Annotated in this window: 15 protein-coding genes; 10 read left to right on the top strand and 5 right to left on the bottom strand. The window is 70.0% G+C overall.

Annotated features, from left to right (window positions below):
- Positions 1-2: 2 nt before the first annotated feature.
- Both ED92_RS03560 and ED92_RS03555 read left to right on the top strand, forming a co-directional pair.
- Complete coding sequence (locus ED92_RS03560; protein WP_016330946.1) at positions 3-281, top strand: DUF4229 domain-containing protein; 279 nt, start codon at positions 3-5, stop codon at positions 279-281.
- Positions 278-1360 carry a PLP-dependent cysteine synthase family protein gene (locus ED92_RS03555; RefSeq protein WP_016330947.1) on the top strand — a complete coding sequence of 361 codons (1083 nt, stop codon included), beginning with the start codon at positions 278-280 and terminating at the stop codon, positions 1358-1360. Before ED92_RS03560 ends, ED92_RS03555 begins: the two co-directional genes overlap by 4 nt.
- 237 nt (positions 1361-1597) lie before the next feature.
- Here the strand turns inward: ED92_RS03555 and ED92_RS03550 are convergent, their stop codons facing one another.
- The 4 genes from ED92_RS03550 to ED92_RS03540 all read right to left on the bottom strand — a co-directional run bounded on the left by ED92_RS03550 (position 1598) and on the right by ED92_RS03540 (position 4906).
- Entirely contained in the window at positions 1598-2467 is an 870-nt protein-coding gene (locus tag ED92_RS03550; protein ID WP_037332956.1) for a 1,4-dihydroxy-2-naphthoate polyprenyltransferase, read from the bottom strand.
- 84 nt (positions 2468-2551) lie between these two features.
- The gene (locus tag ED92_RS42955) at positions 2552-2710 is read right to left on the bottom strand and encodes a hypothetical protein (RefSeq protein ID WP_162836880.1); all 159 of its coding nucleotides are present in this window, start codon (positions 2708-2710) and stop codon (positions 2552-2554) included.
- A gap of 62 nt (positions 2711-2772) precedes the next feature.
- On the bottom strand, positions 2773-3897 hold the full coding sequence (gene menE / locus ED92_RS03545) for an o-succinylbenzoate--CoA ligase (RefSeq protein ID WP_037332954.1): 1125 nt from the start codon (positions 3895-3897) through the stop codon (positions 2773-2775).
- Positions 3898-3982: 85 nt separating this feature from the next.
- Positions 3983-4906 carry a 1,4-dihydroxy-2-naphthoyl-CoA synthase gene (locus ED92_RS03540; protein WP_007030899.1) on the bottom strand — a complete coding sequence of 308 codons (924 nt, stop codon included), beginning with the start codon at positions 4904-4906 and terminating at the stop codon, positions 3983-3985.
- Between the two features lie 57 nt (positions 4907-4963).
- On the opposite strand from ED92_RS03540, the gene menD reads away from it, so the two are divergent.
- The 3 genes from menD to ED92_RS03525 all read left to right on the top strand — a co-directional run bounded on the left by menD (position 4964) and on the right by ED92_RS03525 (position 8744).
- On the top strand, positions 4964-6640 hold the full coding sequence (gene menD / locus ED92_RS03535) for a 2-succinyl-5-enolpyruvyl-6-hydroxy-3-cyclohexene-1-carboxylic-acid synthase (protein WP_037332952.1): 1677 nt from the start codon (positions 4964-4966) through the stop codon (positions 6638-6640).
- Positions 6641-6748: 108 nt separating this feature from the next.
- Positions 6749-8269: a M1 family metallopeptidase gene (locus ED92_RS03530; RefSeq protein ID WP_037332950.1), complete on the top strand. Its 1521-nt coding sequence runs from the start codon at positions 6749-6751 to the stop codon at positions 8267-8269.
- Positions 8270-8291: 22 nt separating this feature from the next.
- Entirely contained in the window at positions 8292-8744 is a 453-nt protein-coding gene (locus ED92_RS03525; protein ID WP_037332948.1) for a DUF3592 domain-containing protein, read from the top strand.
- Between the two features lie 221 nt (positions 8745-8965).
- Here ED92_RS03525 and ED92_RS03520 read toward each other — a convergent pair whose 3' ends face one another.
- A complete protein-coding gene (locus tag ED92_RS03520; protein WP_037332946.1) occupies positions 8966-9796 on the bottom strand; it encodes an inositol monophosphatase in 831 nt (276 codons plus the stop codon).
- A 111-nt stretch (positions 9797-9907) separates the two neighbouring features.
- On the opposite strand from ED92_RS03520, the gene ED92_RS03515 reads away from it, so the two are divergent.
- The 5 genes from ED92_RS03515 (at position 9908) to ED92_RS03495 (ending at position 15040) form a co-directional block, all read left to right on the top strand.
- Positions 9908-11026 carry a glycosyltransferase family 1 protein gene (locus tag ED92_RS03515; protein ID WP_200882664.1) on the top strand — a complete coding sequence of 373 codons (1119 nt, stop codon included), beginning with the start codon at positions 9908-9910 and terminating at the stop codon, positions 11024-11026.
- A gap of 4 nt (positions 11027-11030) precedes the next feature.
- Positions 11031-12134, top strand: coding sequence for a glycosyltransferase family 1 protein (locus ED92_RS03510; RefSeq protein WP_037332944.1), 1104 nt, complete (start codon positions 11031-11033; stop codon positions 12132-12134).
- Positions 12135-12213: 79 nt separating this feature from the next.
- On the top strand, positions 12214-12984 hold the full coding sequence (locus ED92_RS03505; protein ID WP_037332942.1) for an AfsR/SARP family transcriptional regulator: 771 nt from the start codon (positions 12214-12216) through the stop codon (positions 12982-12984).
- A 68-nt stretch (positions 12985-13052) separates the two neighbouring features.
- Positions 13053-13751: a class I SAM-dependent methyltransferase gene (locus tag ED92_RS03500; protein WP_037332940.1), complete on the top strand. Its 699-nt coding sequence runs from the start codon at positions 13053-13055 to the stop codon at positions 13749-13751.
- Positions 13752-13753: 2 nt separating this feature from the next.
- Positions 13754-15040, top strand: coding sequence for a geranylgeranyl reductase family protein (locus ED92_RS03495; RefSeq protein ID WP_037332937.1), 1287 nt, complete (start codon positions 13754-13756; stop codon positions 15038-15040).
- Positions 15041-15350 lie beyond the last annotated feature (310 nt).

The raw sequence follows: 15350 nt of genomic DNA, 5'->3' as shown, positions 1-15350 counted from the left end.
ATGTGAGCGATAATCACCTGCCCCGTGACCTGACGCTGTACGTGCTGGCCAGGTTCGTCCTGGTCGGGGTCATCGCGGGGGGCTTGCTGCTGGTCAACGTCCCGCTGCTGGTCGCGTTGCTGATCGGCCTGGTCGTGGGGCTGCCGCTGGGTCTGCTGCTGTTCCGCCCGCTGAACGCGCGCGTGACCGCCGGACTCGCGCGCCGCAACGAAAAGCGCGCTCGCGCCCGTGCCGAACTGCGTTCCCAGCTGCGCGGCGACCGAGCGGACGGCGCAGCGTGAGCCGTCTGCACAGCCGGAGCTGGGTCCGCGAAGCCGTCCGCATCATCGAGGCCGACGCGAACCGCAGCGCCGACACGCACCTGCACGTCTTCCCGCTCCCCGCCGAGTGGGGCATCGATCTCTACCTGAAGGACGAGTCCGTCCACCCGACCGGCTCGCTCAAGCACCGGCTCGCGCGTTCGCTGTTCCTGTACGGCCTGGTGAACGGCCAGATCGGGCAGGACACCGTGCTCGTCGAGGCGTCCAGCGGGTCGACGGCGGTTTCGGAGGCGTACTTCGCGCGGATGCTGGGGCTGCGGTTCATCACCGTGGTGCCGCGCAGCACGTCACCGGAGAAGATCGCGCTCATCGAGTTCTACGGCGGCGAATGCCACTACGTCGACCGCGCGCCGGACATGTACCCGGAGGCCGAGCGGCTCGCCTCGGAGTGCAACGGTCACTACCTCGACCAGTTCACCTACGCCGAGCGCGCGACGGACTGGCGCGGGAACAACAACATCGCCGAATCCGTGTACGCGCAGATGCAGTCCGAGCGGCACCCCGTGCCGACGTGGATCGTCGTCGGCGCCGGGACCGGCGGCACGAGCGCCACCTTCGGCCGCTACGTGCGCTACAAGCGGCACACCACGAAGATCGCCGTCGTCGACCCGGAGAACTCGTCGTTCTTCGGCGCTTGGCAGACCGGGGCGCTCGACTACAGCACCGGCATGCCGTCGCGGATCGAGGGCATCGGGCGGCCGCGTGTCGAGCCGTCGTTCGTGCCCGGTGTGATCGACGAGATGCTCCAGGTGCCGGACGCCGCTTCGCTGGCGGCCATCCGCGTGCTGCGCGAGCGGACCGGGCACTGGGCGGGCGGCTCGACCGGGACGAACCTGTTCGGCGCGTTCACGCTGATCTCGCGGATGGTTTCGGAAGGGCAGGCGGGCAGTGTCGTCACGCTGCTGTGCGACGGCGGCGAGCGGTACGCGAACACGTACTACGACGACGCTTGGCTGGCGCAGAAGAACATCGACATCGCGCCTTATCTGGACAAGTACCGGGAGTTCCTGGTGAGCGGGAAGCTCGCTCCGGAGGCCTGAGGGCCTCTTACCTCAGGTGGCGCCGGATCACCAAAGGGAGCAAGGGACCTTTGCTACCACTTGGGCTACATGTGGTGACCGCGCCGCTCCCAGAGCACAACAGCTAGTGCCCCAAAGCGAAAAACCCAAGGTGTGAACGGCCCGTTCACACCCACTGTGTGGATTTCGGGTCATCCAACGACCCGAAATCCACACAGCCGCGCATCAAAGGTCCGGTGACACCTCAGGGCGCCAGGATCACAGCGCCAGCGCGATCGCGGTCAGCACCGCCCACCCCAGCATCGCGAACCCGGTGTCCCGCAACGCCGGGATCAGCGCCCGCCCCTGCGCGCCGCCGCCGACGGCCTTGACCGACTTCAGCAGCAACGGCGCGGTCAGCAGACCGAGCAGCGCCCACGGCGTCACGAAGGCGAGCAGCACGCTCACGACGTACGGGACGGCGACCAGCACCAGGTAAAGCCGCCGCGTGCCGCCATCACCGAGCCGGGTGGCGAGGGTGCGCTTGCCGGACTCGATGTCGGTCGGGATGTCGCGGAGGTTGTTGGCGGTCAGCACGCCGGTCGAGAACGAGCCGACGGCCACCGCGCAGCCGAGCGCGGTCCAGCTCAACTGTCCGGCTTGGACGTACACGGTGCCCAGCACGCCGGCCAGCCCGAAGAAGACGAAGACCGCGATCTCGCCGAAACCGTAGTAGCCGTAAGGCTTTTTGCCGCCGGTGTAGAACCAGGCACCCAGGATGCAGACCGCGCCCATCGCCAGCAGCCACCACAATCCGCTGATCGCGACGAGCACGAGCCCCAGCACTCCGGCGAGCCCGAGTGCGACGAGAGCGGCCGCGAGGACGGCCTTCGGCTTCGCGACGCCGGAGCCGACCAGCCGCAGCGGGCCGACGCGGTTCTCGTCGGTGCCGCGGATTCCGTCGGAGTAGTCGTTGGCGTAGTTGACGCCGACGATCAGCGAAAGCGAGACGAGCAACGCGAGAATCGAGCGCGGCCAGGAGAAGCCGTCGAGCGCGATCGCCGCGCCGACGCCGGCGACCACCGGCGCCACCGCGTTGGGCAGCGTCCGCGGGCGCGCCCCTTCGATCCATTCACCAGCAGTCGCCATGCCGCCATTCTGGCCCTGGCCACTACCCGCCGGTATGCGGGGCTCGTCACCTGCCCGGCCATCGCGAGCAGGTGACGAACCGCCCTACTTCAGGTCGTCGATCGTGTCTTCCAGGGTCCAGGTGAGCGTGCCGCTGTTCGGAACGGCGGTCTCCGGTTCGTCCGCCAGCGCGGGCCCGGCCAAAGCGACCAGTCCCATCGTGACGGCGGTGCAGGCCAATACTGTGCGTGTCCAGCGCGTCATATGTAGACGTAAACCCGCGGGTAATGATCGTGTCAACAACGTCCCGGTAATCGGTGGGGAATTCACGACCTTCGTAGGAGATTCCTGACAGCCGCCCTGTCGACCTTCCCGGGACCCCGCAGAGGGAGTTCTTCGGCGAATTCGACCCGCTTCGGAGCGGCCGCCACACCGGCTTCTTCACGGCACGCGGCACGCAGCGATTCGACGTCGCGACCAGCGCCGACGACGAGCGCGACGACGGCCTCGCCCCACTCGGGATCGGGTACTCCGACCACGCACGCGTCCCGGATTCCGGGCTGTGCGGTCAAGATCCGCTCGACGGCCGCGGCGGCCACCTTCACCCCACCGGTGTTGATCATGTCGTCGATCCGTCCGAGGATCTCCAACCGCCCGTCGGCCGTCCACCGGCCGCGGTCGGAGGTGCGGAACCGGCCGCCCTCGAACGCCTCCGCGGTCAGGTCGGGTCGCAGCCGGTAGCCATGCGCGAGGACGTCACCCGTGATACAGACCCGCTCGTCCTCGAGTTCGACGTGTACTCCGTCCAGCGGTACGCCGTCGTAGACGCAGCCGCTCGCGGTCTCGCTCATGCCGTACGCGGGCACGATCTTCACGCCCGCTTCGGCCGCGCGCTCGCGGAGCTCGGCGGTGGTCGCCGCGGCGCCGACGATGATCGCGTCGAAAGCGCGGGCCGCCGCGAGACCCGGGCCGCCCGCGTCGAGCAGCCGCCCGAGCTGAGTCGGCACGAGCGCGGTGTAGCGCGGGCCGTCCAGTGACAGCAGCGGCGCGGCCGCTTCGGCGAAGTCGTCCGGCCGGAAACCGGCGGCGTGCAGGACGGCAGGCGTCGTCCCGGCCAGCAGCGAGCGGACCAGCACCTGCAGCCCGCCGACGTACTGCGCCGGGGTCGCGAGCAACCAGTGCCCCGGTCCGCCGAGCCTCTTGTGGGTGGCGTGAGCCGACGCGGTCAGCGCCGCCGCCGACAGCAGCACACCCTTGGGTTCGCCGGTCGACCCGGAGGTGGCGATGATCACCGCCGTCCCGGGCTCGGCCGGGCGGGCCGGTTCCATCGCGTCCCGCAGGGCCTCGGACGAGTAGGGGAGGACGGGCGAGCCGCCGTCGAGCGCCTCGGCCAGTGCCGTGGTCAGCTCGACGATCGACTCCGGACTCCCGTCCACCTCCACCGCACGCATCCCGCCACCCTACGTCCGCGTTTCGTCCTCTGAACGCGATCGTTGCGCACGCAACTACCGCATTCAGAGGACGAAATGCGGGAGGTCAGTAGTAGTACGGGAACGCCGACCAGTCGGGGGAGCGCTTCTCCAGGAAGGAATCGCGGCCTTCGACGGCCTCGTCCTGCATGTACGCGAGCCGCGTCGTCTCGCCGGCGAAGAGCTGCTGGCCGACCAGGCCGTCGTCGGTGAGGTTGAACGCGTACTTGAGCATCCGCTGCGCCGTCGGCGACTTGCCGTTGATCGCCCAAGCCCAGTCCAGCGCCTCGGCCTCGAGCTTCGCGTGCGGGACGGCGGAGTTGACCGCGCCCATCGCCTGCATCTGCTCGGCCGTGTACTCGCGTCCGAGGAAGAAGATCTCCCGCGCGAACTTCTGCCCGACCTGCTTGGCCAGGTACGCCGAGCCGTAGCCGCCGTCGAAGGAGCCGACGTCGGCGTCGGTCTGCTTGAACCGCGCGTGCTCGGCCGAGGCCAGCGTGAGGTCGCACACCACGTGCAGCGAATGCCCGCCGCCCGCCGCCCAGCCCGGGACCACGGCGATGACCACCTTCGGCATGAACCTGATCAGCCGCTGGACCTCGAGAATGTGCAGCCGGCCGGCCCTGGCCGGATCGATCGTGTCGGAGGTCTCCCCGTCCGCGTACTGATACCCGGAGCGTCCGCGAATACGCTGGTCACCGCCGGAGCAGAACGCCCAGCCGCCGTCCTTCGGCGACGGGCCGTTGCCGGTGAGCAGGACGCAGCCGACGTCCGAGCTCATCCGCGCGTGGTCGAGCGCGCGGTACAGCTCGTCGACGGTGTGCGGGCGGAAGGCGTTGCGGACCTCGGGACGGTCGAACGCGACACGTACGACACGTTTGCCTGAGCGGCTCTCAGAGGAGCGGTGATAGGTGATGTCGGTGAAGTCGAAACCTTCGACCTCGGTCCACAAGGCGGGGTCGAACAGCTCGGAAACCTGGGCGTCATCCACGTTTGGGAGAATAGGACGTGTGGCCGTGAGTCGTAGTGTGAAACCCGAGGTCTGCCGGTGAATCCTTCCACCGCGCAGGCCAGGGTCATCGTCGACGAACTCGTCCGCAACACCGTGTCCCACGTCGTCCTGTGCCCGGGCTCACGCAACGCCCCGCTGTCGATCGCGCTGTACGACGCGGCGGCCGCCGGACGCCTCCAGTTGCACGTCCGCATCGACGAACGCGGCGCCGCCTTCCTCGCCCTCGGCATCGCCGCGCGCACCGGCCGCCCGGTGGCCGTGCTGTGCACCTCGGGCACCGCGGCCGCGAACTTCCACCCCGCCGTGCTGGAGGCCGATCGCGCGGGGGTCCCGTTGATCGTGCTGACCGCCGACCGGCCGCCCGAGATGCGGGCCGCCGGCGCGAGCCAGGTCATCGACCAGCACCAGCTCTACGGCAACGCCATCCGCTACTTCGACGAGCTCGCCGTCGCCGAACGCCGTGCCGGGCAGAACTCGTACTGGCGCGGCCAGATCTGCCGCGCCTGGAACGCCGCGTACGGCGAATGGCGTTGCGGGCCCGTGCACCTGAACATCCCGTTCCGCGAGCCGCTGGTGCCGGACGTCGACGATGACGGCGAGTGGTACGAGTCACTCGAAGGGCGTCCCGACGGGGCTCGCTGGACCGAGCTCCCCGACTTCGGCGCGCTTCCCTCGTTCGTGGTGCCCTCGGCCCGGTCCGGCCTGGTCATCGCATGCGACACCGGCGTGCAGGCGGCCAGTGAATGGGCCGAACTGCACGGCTGGCCGGTCGTCTCCGAGACCGGCGGCATCGGGATGGCCGGCGCGACCGCGATCTCGTCCGGCGCGTGGCTGCTCGGGGTCGAGGAGTTCATCTCGCGGCACAAACCCGAACAGGTCCTGTGCATCGGGCGGCCGACGGTGTTCCGGCAGGTCCAGCGGGTGCTGTCCGATCCCGACGTCGAGGTGCTGCTGGTCCGGCCGGATTCGGACTGGCCCGCGCCCGCGCACAACGTCCGCCAGGTCGGCCAGTGGTTCGACGAGCCGTCCAAACCGGCCGACCCGGAATGGCTCGCGAGCTGGCAGCGCGCGGACCGGGCGGCGTCGGCCGCGGTGGCCGAGGCGCTCGCCGCGGAGCCGTGGCCGAGCGGGCTGCGTCTGGCGACCGAACTCGTCGACGCGGTCCCGGAAGGGTCGCTGCTGGTCGTGGGCTCGTCCAACCCGACGCGGGACGTCGCGCTCGCCGGACGGCTGCGGCCCGACGTCCTCGTGCACCGCAACCGCGGTGTCGCCGGGATCGACGGCATGGTCTCGACCGCGATCGGCGCCGCGACCGTCCACAGGGGACATTCGTACGCCCTGCTCGGCGACCTGACGTTCCTGCACGACGCGAGCGGCCTGCTGACCGGGCCCGCCGAACAGCGTCCCGACCTGACGATCGTGGTGCTCAACGACGACGGCGGCGGCATCTTCTCCCTGCTGGAGCAGGGTGCGCCGGAGCACAACGCCAGCTTCGAGCGCGTCTTCGGGACGCCGCACGGGGCCGATCTGGGCGCGCTGTGCGCCGGTTACCGCGTGCCGCATGTCGTCGCCGAGACGCTGACCGAGTTCCGCGAGGCGCTCAAGCCCGCGCCGGGGCTGCGGGTGGTGGAGGTCCGGGTGGACCGAACGCGCCACCGCGAGCTGCACGCGCGACTCCGTACGGCGGTTTCCTCCGCGGTGCGGGCTGTCTAGCAGATTTTGCTCTCAGTCCAGGGGTTAGGAACCCCTCCTTTGGACGTGTCTGGAGCATGATCGGCTAGCTACGTTCGAGCGCGCTGACAAATCCTGGGAGGATTCGCAATGCGCTTGAAGACTCGCGCCGGCTTCGCCGGATTGACCGCGGGCGTCGTCTCGGTACTGCTCGCCGGCAGTGCGGCCGCCGCACCCGCGCCCGGCTCGATCGGCATCGGCGACCCGTACTACCCGCACGCCGGTAACGGCGGCTACGACGTCGGTCACTACGACCTGCGGCTGACCTACCAGCCGTCCACCGACCTGCTGTCCGGCGCCACGACGATCCTGCTCACCGCGACGCAGGACCTCTCGGCGTTCAACCTGGACTTCGGCCTGAAGGTGTCGAGCGTCCGCGTGAACAACCGGCCCGCGAAGTTCGCGACGTCGACCGACGGCACCGGTGAGCTGACCGTCACGCCGTCGGCGCCGCTGAAGAAGGGCCAGACGGCGACCGTCGTCGTGGCCTACGCGGACACACCTTCGAAGGTGAAGATCGACGGCTTCACCGCCTGGAAGAAGACCCCGGACGGCGCGCTCGCCGTCGACGAGCCGCAGAGCGCGGCCTGGTGGTTCCCGTCCAACGACCACCCGACCGACCTGGCCACCTACGACATCTCGGTCGAGGTCCCGAACGACGTCGCGGCGCTGTCGAACGGCACGCTCGTGCGCAAGACGGTGCAGCGGCCCGGCTGGACGCGCTGGAACTGGCGCAGCACCAAACCGCAGGCGACGTACCTCACGTCGCTGGAGGTCGGCAAGTTCGAGGTGAACCAGCAGACCACTCCGGACGGTCAGCCGTTCATCACCGCGTACGGCGCCGACCTCGGCGAATCGCTCGGCGCGGCCAAGGCCAGCGTCGAGCGGACGCCGGAGATCACCGAATTCCTCGCCTCGAAGTTCGGGCCTTACCCGTTCGAGGCGCAGGGCGGGGTCGTCACCACCGGCATCACCTTCGCGCTGGAGAACCAGACGCGGCCGGTCTACGGCGCCCGGGCGTTCCGGTCCGGCTCCAACACCTCGGTCGTCGCGCACGAGCAGGCGCACCAGTGGTTCGGTGACAGCGTCACGCTCGGCAAGTGGAGCGACATCTGGCTGAACGAGGGCTTCGCGTCCTACGGCGAGTTCCTGTGGTCGGAGGAGACCGGCGAGGGCACGGCCGACGAACTCGCGCAGTACATCTACGACTCGGTGCCCGCCGAGGACTCGTTCTGGCAGGTCCTGCCCGCCGACCCGGGCGCGGAGAACCAGTTCGACGCCGCCGTGTACGATCGCGGCGCGCTCGCCGTGCACGCGTTGCGCAAGGCCGTGGGCGACGACAAGTTCTTCCGGATCCTGCAGACCTGGCAGCAGGTGAAGAAGGCCAAGCCGGCGGTGATCCCGGAGTTCATCGCGCTGGCGGAGAAGATCTCGGGCAAGCCGCTGTACGACCTGTTCCAGACGTGGCTGTACACCAAGGGCAAGCCCGCGGTGGGTCCGAACGGCGCGCAGGCCGCTGCGCTGCGGGCCGCTGTGGCCCCGGTCGCACCGAAGTCCTACCCGCAGATCAAGGCGACGCACGAATTCCTCGCCGAGCGACACGCCCACTGACGGGTAGCGATACGCTCGCGGCGTGACGGCCAAAACGGAGCGGGTGAGGCGCATCGGGTGGTATGCCGCCCTCGTTGTCGCCTCACTCGTCACCGTGCTCGGTGTCTCGCTGCTGTTCGCCGCCATCCGCAACGACAACGCGATCGAAGCGGAACTCGGGCAGGCCACGGCCCAGGTCGAGTCGGTGACGTTCGACCGCACGATCATCAACTACGCCACCCCCGACGGCATCATCCACAGCCCGGCCAACGGCGTGCTCTACCCGTCGGGGCTGGCCGCCGGTCAGCTGGTGAACATCGAGTACGACGTCGGCGACCCGGAACTCGCGCGGGTGGCCGGGCGCTCGGCGGCGAACACGCTGCTGCCGCTGGGCAGCATGATCTTCTTCACCTGGCTGATCGCCGGTCCGCTGCTGTGGTGGATCCGGCGGCAGCGGCTGGCCTACCGGCGCTCGCTCGCCGAGTCCGCCGCCTGATCACGCGAGTCCCGCCCCCAATCACGCGAGTTCCGCCCCCAATCACGCGAGTCACGCGCCCAATCACGTGTGTCGTCCGTCTGATCACGTGTGTCGTCCGATGTGGCACGCGGGCTCGGCGTGCGGAAACGGCGAACTCGCGTGATCAGACGGACGACACGTGTGATCAGACGGCGAACTCGCGTGATCAGCGGCGGGACTCGCGTGATTGGGAGCGGAACTCAGCCGACCGAGTCCCGCCACCAGCCCAGGACCTCGTCCGCCACCCCGGGGGCAGCCACCAGGAGCGCGTCGACGGGCAGGGCGGTGTCCTCGCCGTGCCGGTCCAGCACGACGGCCCCGGCCTCGATGGCCAGCGCGACCGAGCCGGCGACGTCCCATTCACGGTAGCTGTGCAGCACGGCCGCGGCCGCGTGCCCCAGCGCGACCTGCGCGATCGCCAGCGCCGCCGAGCCGAGCACCCGGACCCCGGCGTGCGCGGCGGCGGCCCGTTCGATGAACTGGCCCATCCCCGGCCAGACACCCTTGCGCGTGAGCTCCGTGCAGACGATCGCCCCGGCGGTGCCGCACCGGTCGGTCAGCTTGATCGGTTTGCCGTTCGCCCGGGCGCCGCGGCCGCGCGCGGCGGCGTAGATCTGGGCGCGGTACGGATCCGCGACCACGCCCACCACCGGGCCTGAAGCGTCGATCAGGGCGAGGCTGTACGCGCACCAGGGCACCCCGGCGACGTAGTTCGCGGTGCCGTCGACCGGGTCGACCACCCAGCGGTATTCGGCGACGTCGGCACCGTGGTCGGCGCCGAATTCACCGCCGACGACGGGGATGCCGGGGAACTCCGCGGTCAGCACGCGGCGGGTGTGGCGTTCGAGGATCCGGTCCGTGTCGGTCACCCAGTCGAAGGGCGAGTCCTTAGGGTCGGGCTGGGCGCCCCGGCCGGCGGTCGCGGTGATCACGTCGGTCGCGTCGTTGGCCAGCCGCCCGGCCACTTCGAGGGCCCTCGACACCAGCCCGGGCTCGACGGGCTGAGGCGGCCTAGACGACAGGAGGGTCATGCCTGCCTAGTGTGGCCGAGCCTGGTTTACGGAACACGACCTTGAGATGACATGTCGTCTGTTCCGTTTTTGTTGGCGTGGCCGTCACAACCGGATGCGACAGTGATCCGCGTGCGAGTCGCGATAGTCACCGAAAGTTTCCTGCCCCAGGTGAACGGCGTGACCAACTCCGTGCTCCGCGTCGTGGAACACCTCCGCGACCGCGCGCACGACGTGCTGATCATCGCCCCGGGGCCGGGTCCCGTCGAGTACCTCGGCGCCCCGGTCGTGCGCATTCCCGCCCTCGACTTCCCCGGCGTGAACTCCCTCCCGGTCGGCGTGCCGACCAGGACGGTGCTCACCGCACTGGCCGATTTCGGGCCCGACGTGGTGCATCTGGCGTCGCCGTTCGTGGTCGGCGCGCGAGGGCTCGCCGCGGCCAGGCGGCTGCGCGTGCCGTGTGTCGCGGTGTATCAGACCGACATCGCCGGATTCGCCGCCGCGTACGGCTTCGGTATCGCCGCCCGCGCCGCCTGGCGCTGGGTGCGCCGCCTGCACTCGCGGGCCGACCGCACGCTCGCGCCGTCGACGGATTCGGTGGAGCAGCTGAAACTGCACGGGATCCCGCGGGTGCACCGCTGGGCGCGCGGCGTCGACATCGAGCGGTTCTCGCCCGTCCACGCCGATCCGGCGTTGCGTGCCGAACTGGCGCCGAACGGCGAACTGCTGGTCGGTTTCGTCGGCAGGCTCGCACCCGAGAAGGAGGTCGAGCGGCTGACCGCGCTCGCCGGGGTCGACGGGATCCGCGTGGTCGTCGTCGGTGACGGGCCGGAGCTGCCGATGCTGCGCGAACGCATTCCGGGCGCGGCGTTCCTCGGCGCGCGGTACGGCGACGAACTCTCCGCCGCGTACGCGAGCCTCGACGTCTTCGTCCACACAGGACCGCACGAGACGTTCTGCCAGGCCATCCAGGAGGCGATGGCGTCCGGTCTCCCCGTGCTCGCCCCGGACGCGGGCGGGCCGAAGGATCTGGTCCTGCCCGGTCGCACCGGCTATCTGCTGCCCGCCGATCGCGCCGGATTCGCGACGGCGCTGGTGGACAAGGTGAACGATCTGCGTGACGAAGCGCTCCGGGCCAGGCTGGGGGAGAAGGCGCGCAAGGTCGTGCTCGGCCGGACCTGGCCGGCGGTCTGCCACGAACTGGTCGGCCACTACGAGGCCGTCCAAGGCAAAGTCGCTCGCGCGGCCTGACGAAATGCACATCGTCCAGCTGGCCAACTTCTACGGACCACGCTCGGGCGGGCTGCGGACGGCGCTGCACCACCTCGGCGCCGGTTACGTGGCCAGCGGCCATCAGGTGACCCTCGTGGTGCCCGGGCAGCGCCACGCGGACGAGACACTGCCCTCGGGCGTACGCCGGTTTTCCCTTCCCGCGCCACAGATCCCCGGTACCGGCGGCTACCGCGCGGTCGATCCGCATCGCGTGCGCGCGGTGCTGAAACGCCTGGAGCCGGACAGGCTGGAAGTGTCCGACAGGCTCACCCTGCGCGGCATGGGGGTGTGGGCGCGGCGCAACGGCGTGCCCAGCATGGTGATCTCGCACGAACGCCTCGACCGGCTGCTGGAGCAGTTCCTGATGCCCGAACCCGTCGCGCGGCGCGTCGCGGACGTCGCGAACCGGCGGATGGCGCGGCATTACGACACGGTGGTCTGCACGACGGCGTTCGCCCGCGCGGAGTTCGACCGGATCGCCGCGCCGAACGTGCGGCGCGTCCCGCTCGGCGTCGACCTCACGACCTTCACCCCGGCCCGGCGCGACGACGGCTGGCGGCACACGCTGACCGGGAACGCCGACGCGTTGATCGTCCACTGTGGACGTCTGTCGCCGGAGAAGCACGTCGAACGCAGTGTGGACACCGTCGCCGAGCTCACCGAGGCGGGGCACCGCGTACGGCTGGTGATCGCCGGCGACGGGCCCCGCCGCCGGGCGCTGGAACGGCGGGCGCGCGGGCTTCCGGTGACCTTCCTCGGCTTCCTCTCCGGACGCGGCGACGTCGCGCGGCTGCTGGCCAGCGCCGACGTCTCCCTCGCGCCCGGTCCACACGAGACGTTCGGGCTCGCGGCGCTGGAGGCGCTCGCTTCGGGCACGCCGGTGGTGGTCTCGGCGTCGTCGGCGCTGCGGGAGATCGTGCGGCCCGGCTGCGGTGAGGCCGTCGACGATCGTGCCCCCGCGTTCGCGGGCGCGGTCACCGGACTACTGGAGAGCCCGGAGGACGCGCGGCGTGCGGCGGCGCGGGCTCGCGCGGAGGAATTCGCCTGGCCACGGGCGGTGCGGGGAATGCTCTCCGCGCACACTTGATCACCGCAAGATCATTTGTATCTTCTTTGTACAACCGGCATTCATCGTCCCCTCACGCCATCGAGCGAGAGGACGGCACGTGAGGTTCGAAGTACTGGGAACGTTCAGCATCTCTTCCGGTTCGGGGTCGGTCCCCCTGCACGGCCGGATGCGGAGAACGCTCCTCGGCGTGCTGCTGGTCCGGGCCAACACCTTCGTCCCGGTGAACGTGCTCACCGAGGCGCTGTGGGACAGCAAGTGGGAGCCGCGGGCGGTGCCGAAGCTGCACTGGCACGTCCACAAGCTGCGGCAGGCCCTGCCCGAGGGTGACCGGCTCGCCTTCGACAACGGCGGCTACCGGCTGGAGGTCCACCCCGGCGAACTCGACGTCGAGACCTTCGAGACGCTGGCGGGCCAGGCGCTGAAGACCGCGGACCCCGCGCAGCGCGCGTCGCTGATCCGGCAGGCCCTCACGCACTGGCACGGCGCGCCCTACGAGGGCTTGGACGTCCCCCTGCTCTCGGACGAGACGATGCGGCTCTCGGAGCACCGTCTGGTCCTGCTCGAAGAGCTCTACCAGGCGGAACTCGACCTCGGGCGGCACGCGAGCGCGGCCGTCGAGCTGGCCGATCTGGTGCGGCGGCACCCCTTGCGGCAGCGTGCCCAGTACCTCCTGATGGACGCTCTGTGGCGAGCCGGGCGCACATCCGACGCGCTGGCGGCGTACCGGCGTGCGCGCCGGATCTCGGTCGATCAGCTCGGCCTCGAACCGGGGCCGGAACTGCGGTTGCTGGAGCGGAGGATCCTCGCCGGCGAGGTCGCGGGGGCCGGTGCGCACCGTGCCCCGGCGTTGCTTCACCGGGCCAGGTGAACCTACGGGCTGTCGCTTTGCTCCCGCTTGGGTGACCTGTCTCAGGGCCTCGGGGTTAGTGTTCGGGTATGTCCCGAGCGAGTCTTGACAAGGATCCGCACGAAGTCGCCGCCATGTTCGACGACGTCGCGGACGGCTACGACCGCGCGAATTCGTTCATGACCTTCGGCTTCGACCGCCGCTGGCGCACCATCACCGGCCGGGTGCTGGACGCCAAACGCGGGGAGAAGGTGCTGGACCTCGCGGCGGGCACCGGCGTGTCCACCGTCGAGTACGCGCGCAACGGCGCGTGGTGCCTCGCGGCGGACTTCTCGGTCGGCATGCTCAAGGCGGGCAAGCATCGCGGCGTCCCCATGGTGGCCGCCGACGCGATGAAGCTGCCGTTCGCCGACGGCAGCTTCGACGCGGTGACCATCTCGCTCGCGCTGCGGAACTTCGTCGACACCAAGGCCGCGCTCACCGAGATCGCGCGGGTGGTCAAACCGGGCGGTCGCCTGGTGATCTGCGAGGTGTCGACGCCCACATTCCCGCCCATCCGGTTCCTGCACCGGAAGTTCATCGCGAAGCTGCTCACCTGGGTCGGCGCCCGGACCTCCTCGAACCCCGAGGCCTACTCCTACCTGGCCGAATCCATGCTGGCGTGGCCGGATCAGCGGACGCTCGGGGAGATCATCGCGAGCGCCGGGTGGATCGAGGTGGAGTGGCTGAACCTCACGTTCGGCGTCGTCGCCATCCACCGCGCCAAAAAGCCCTCTGTAGATTCTTAGACATGACCCGTCGCAACGCAGACCACGACGCCGAAGTCATCGTCGTCGGTGCCGGACCGGCCGGCTCCACCGCCGCCACGTACCTCGCCCGCGCGGGCGTCGACGTGCTGCTGCTGGAGAAGACCGAGTTCCCGCGCGAGAAGGTGTGCGGCGACGGCCTGACCCCGCGCGGCGTCAAGCAGCTCATCGACCTGGGGATCGACACCAGCGAGGACGCGGGCTGGGTGCACAGCCGCGGCCTGCGGATCCTCACCGGCGAGCTCACGCTGGAGCTCGACTGGCCGGACCTGACGAGCTACCCGCCGTACGGCGTTTCGCGGACCCGCCAGGACTTCGACGACCTGCTCGCGAAGACCGCGGTGAAGGCGGGGGCGCGGCTCTACGAGCGCACCACCGTCACCGGTGCCATCACCAGCCCGACCGGTCGCGTGATCGGCGTCGAGGCGAAGGTCGGCCCGGAGAAGACGCCGGTGAGCTACCGCGCTCCGCTGGTCCTGGCCTGCGACGGCGTCTCCGCGCGGCTCGCGCTGAGCGTCGGCATCCAGAAGAACGAGAAGCGCCCGATGGGCGTCGCCGTGCGGCAGTACTACAAGAGCCCGCGCCACGACGACCCGTTCATCGAGGGCCACCTGGAGCTGTGGGACCGCTCGGACCCGCGCGACCCGAAGCTGCTGCCCGGCTACGGCTGGGCGTTCCCGCTGGGCGACGGCACGGTGAACGTCGGTCTCGGCATGCTGTCGACGTCGGCCGCGTTCCGCAGCACGGATTACCGCGCGCTGCTGCGCCAGTGGCTCGACGGGACGCCCGAGGAATGGGGCTACCGCGAGGAGAACGCCATCGGCAAGGTCGGCGGCGCCGGTCTCCCGATGGGCTTCAACCGCACCCCGCACTACCGCGACGGCCTGCTGCTGCTCGGCGACGCGGGCGGCATGGTCAGCCCGTTCAACGGCGAGGGCATCTCGGCCGCGATGGAATCCGCGCAGCTGGCGTCGGAGTTCGTCGTGCAGGCGCTGGCGCGGCGCGAAGGACCTTCGCGTGAGCGGGCGCTGGAGGGCTACCCGCGCGCCGTCGGGGAGCTGATGGGCGGCTACTACCGGCTCGGCAACGTGTTCGCGAAGCTGATCGGGAAGCCGAAGGTCATGCACGCGGCGACGAAGTACGGACTGCGGATCAACTCGATCCTTCCGTTGGTCTACAAGGGACTTTCGGGTTGCTACGACGCCAAGGGCGGGGATGGCGTTGACCGCCTCATCGCTGCTCTGGCGCGCGCCACCCCCTCCCCGCGCTGACCCCGCGCTGACGCCCCGCATTTCGTCCTCTGAATGCGGTAGTTCGCCCTCCGAACCACCGCATTCAGAGGACGAAATGCTGTACGCCACGGCCCGCCACCACACGTCTGGACCAGTCACGGGTACTCCGCGCAGTGGTATCGGTCACAGGACAAACGCGGTCAAACGGACCCCCGAAGCCGATCTTGGGAACGACGTCGCAGGTCACCGGTACCGCACGCCGGAAGTAACCGTACTGGCCGTGCGGTCAAGTTAGGGCAGCCTTATAGCACGGGGCCTAGGGACAAGAATGTGAGTCACGTCCTACACT

This window comes from Amycolatopsis sp. MJM2582, from assembly GCF_000754115.1.
Taxonomy (GTDB): domain Bacteria; phylum Actinomycetota; class Actinomycetes; order Mycobacteriales; family Pseudonocardiaceae; genus Amycolatopsis; species Amycolatopsis japonica.
The sequence above is the reverse complement of the archived record's forward strand: the minus strand, read 5'-3'. Positions and strand labels throughout refer to the sequence as shown.

Coding starts and splice junctions, on each gene's coding strand:
- ED92_RS03530 (WP_037332950.1), top strand. CDS start 6,749: ATGCGCTTGAAGACTCGCGCCGGCTTCGCCGGATTGACCGCGGGCGTC.
- menE (WP_037332954.1), bottom strand. CDS start 3,897: ATGCGTGCGGTGGAGGTGGACGGGAGTCCGGAGTCGATCGTCGAGCTG.
- ED92_RS03500 (WP_037332940.1), top strand. CDS start 13,053: ATGTCCCGAGCGAGTCTTGACAAGGATCCGCACGAAGTCGCCGCCATG.
- ED92_RS03520 (WP_037332946.1), bottom strand. CDS start 9,796: ATGACCCTCCTGTCGTCTAGGCCGCCTCAGCCCGTCGAGCCCGGGCTG.
- ED92_RS03550 (WP_037332956.1), bottom strand. CDS start 2,467: ATGGCGACTGCTGGTGAATGGATCGAAGGGGCGCGCCCGCGGACGCTG.
- ED92_RS03510 (WP_037332944.1), top strand. CDS start 11,031: ATGCACATCGTCCAGCTGGCCAACTTCTACGGACCACGCTCGGGCGGG.
- ED92_RS03495 (WP_037332937.1), top strand. CDS start 13,754: ATGACCCGTCGCAACGCAGACCACGACGCCGAAGTCATCGTCGTCGGT.
- ED92_RS42955 (WP_162836880.1), bottom strand. CDS start 2,710: ATGACGCGCTGGACACGCACAGTATTGGCCTGCACCGCCGTCACGATG.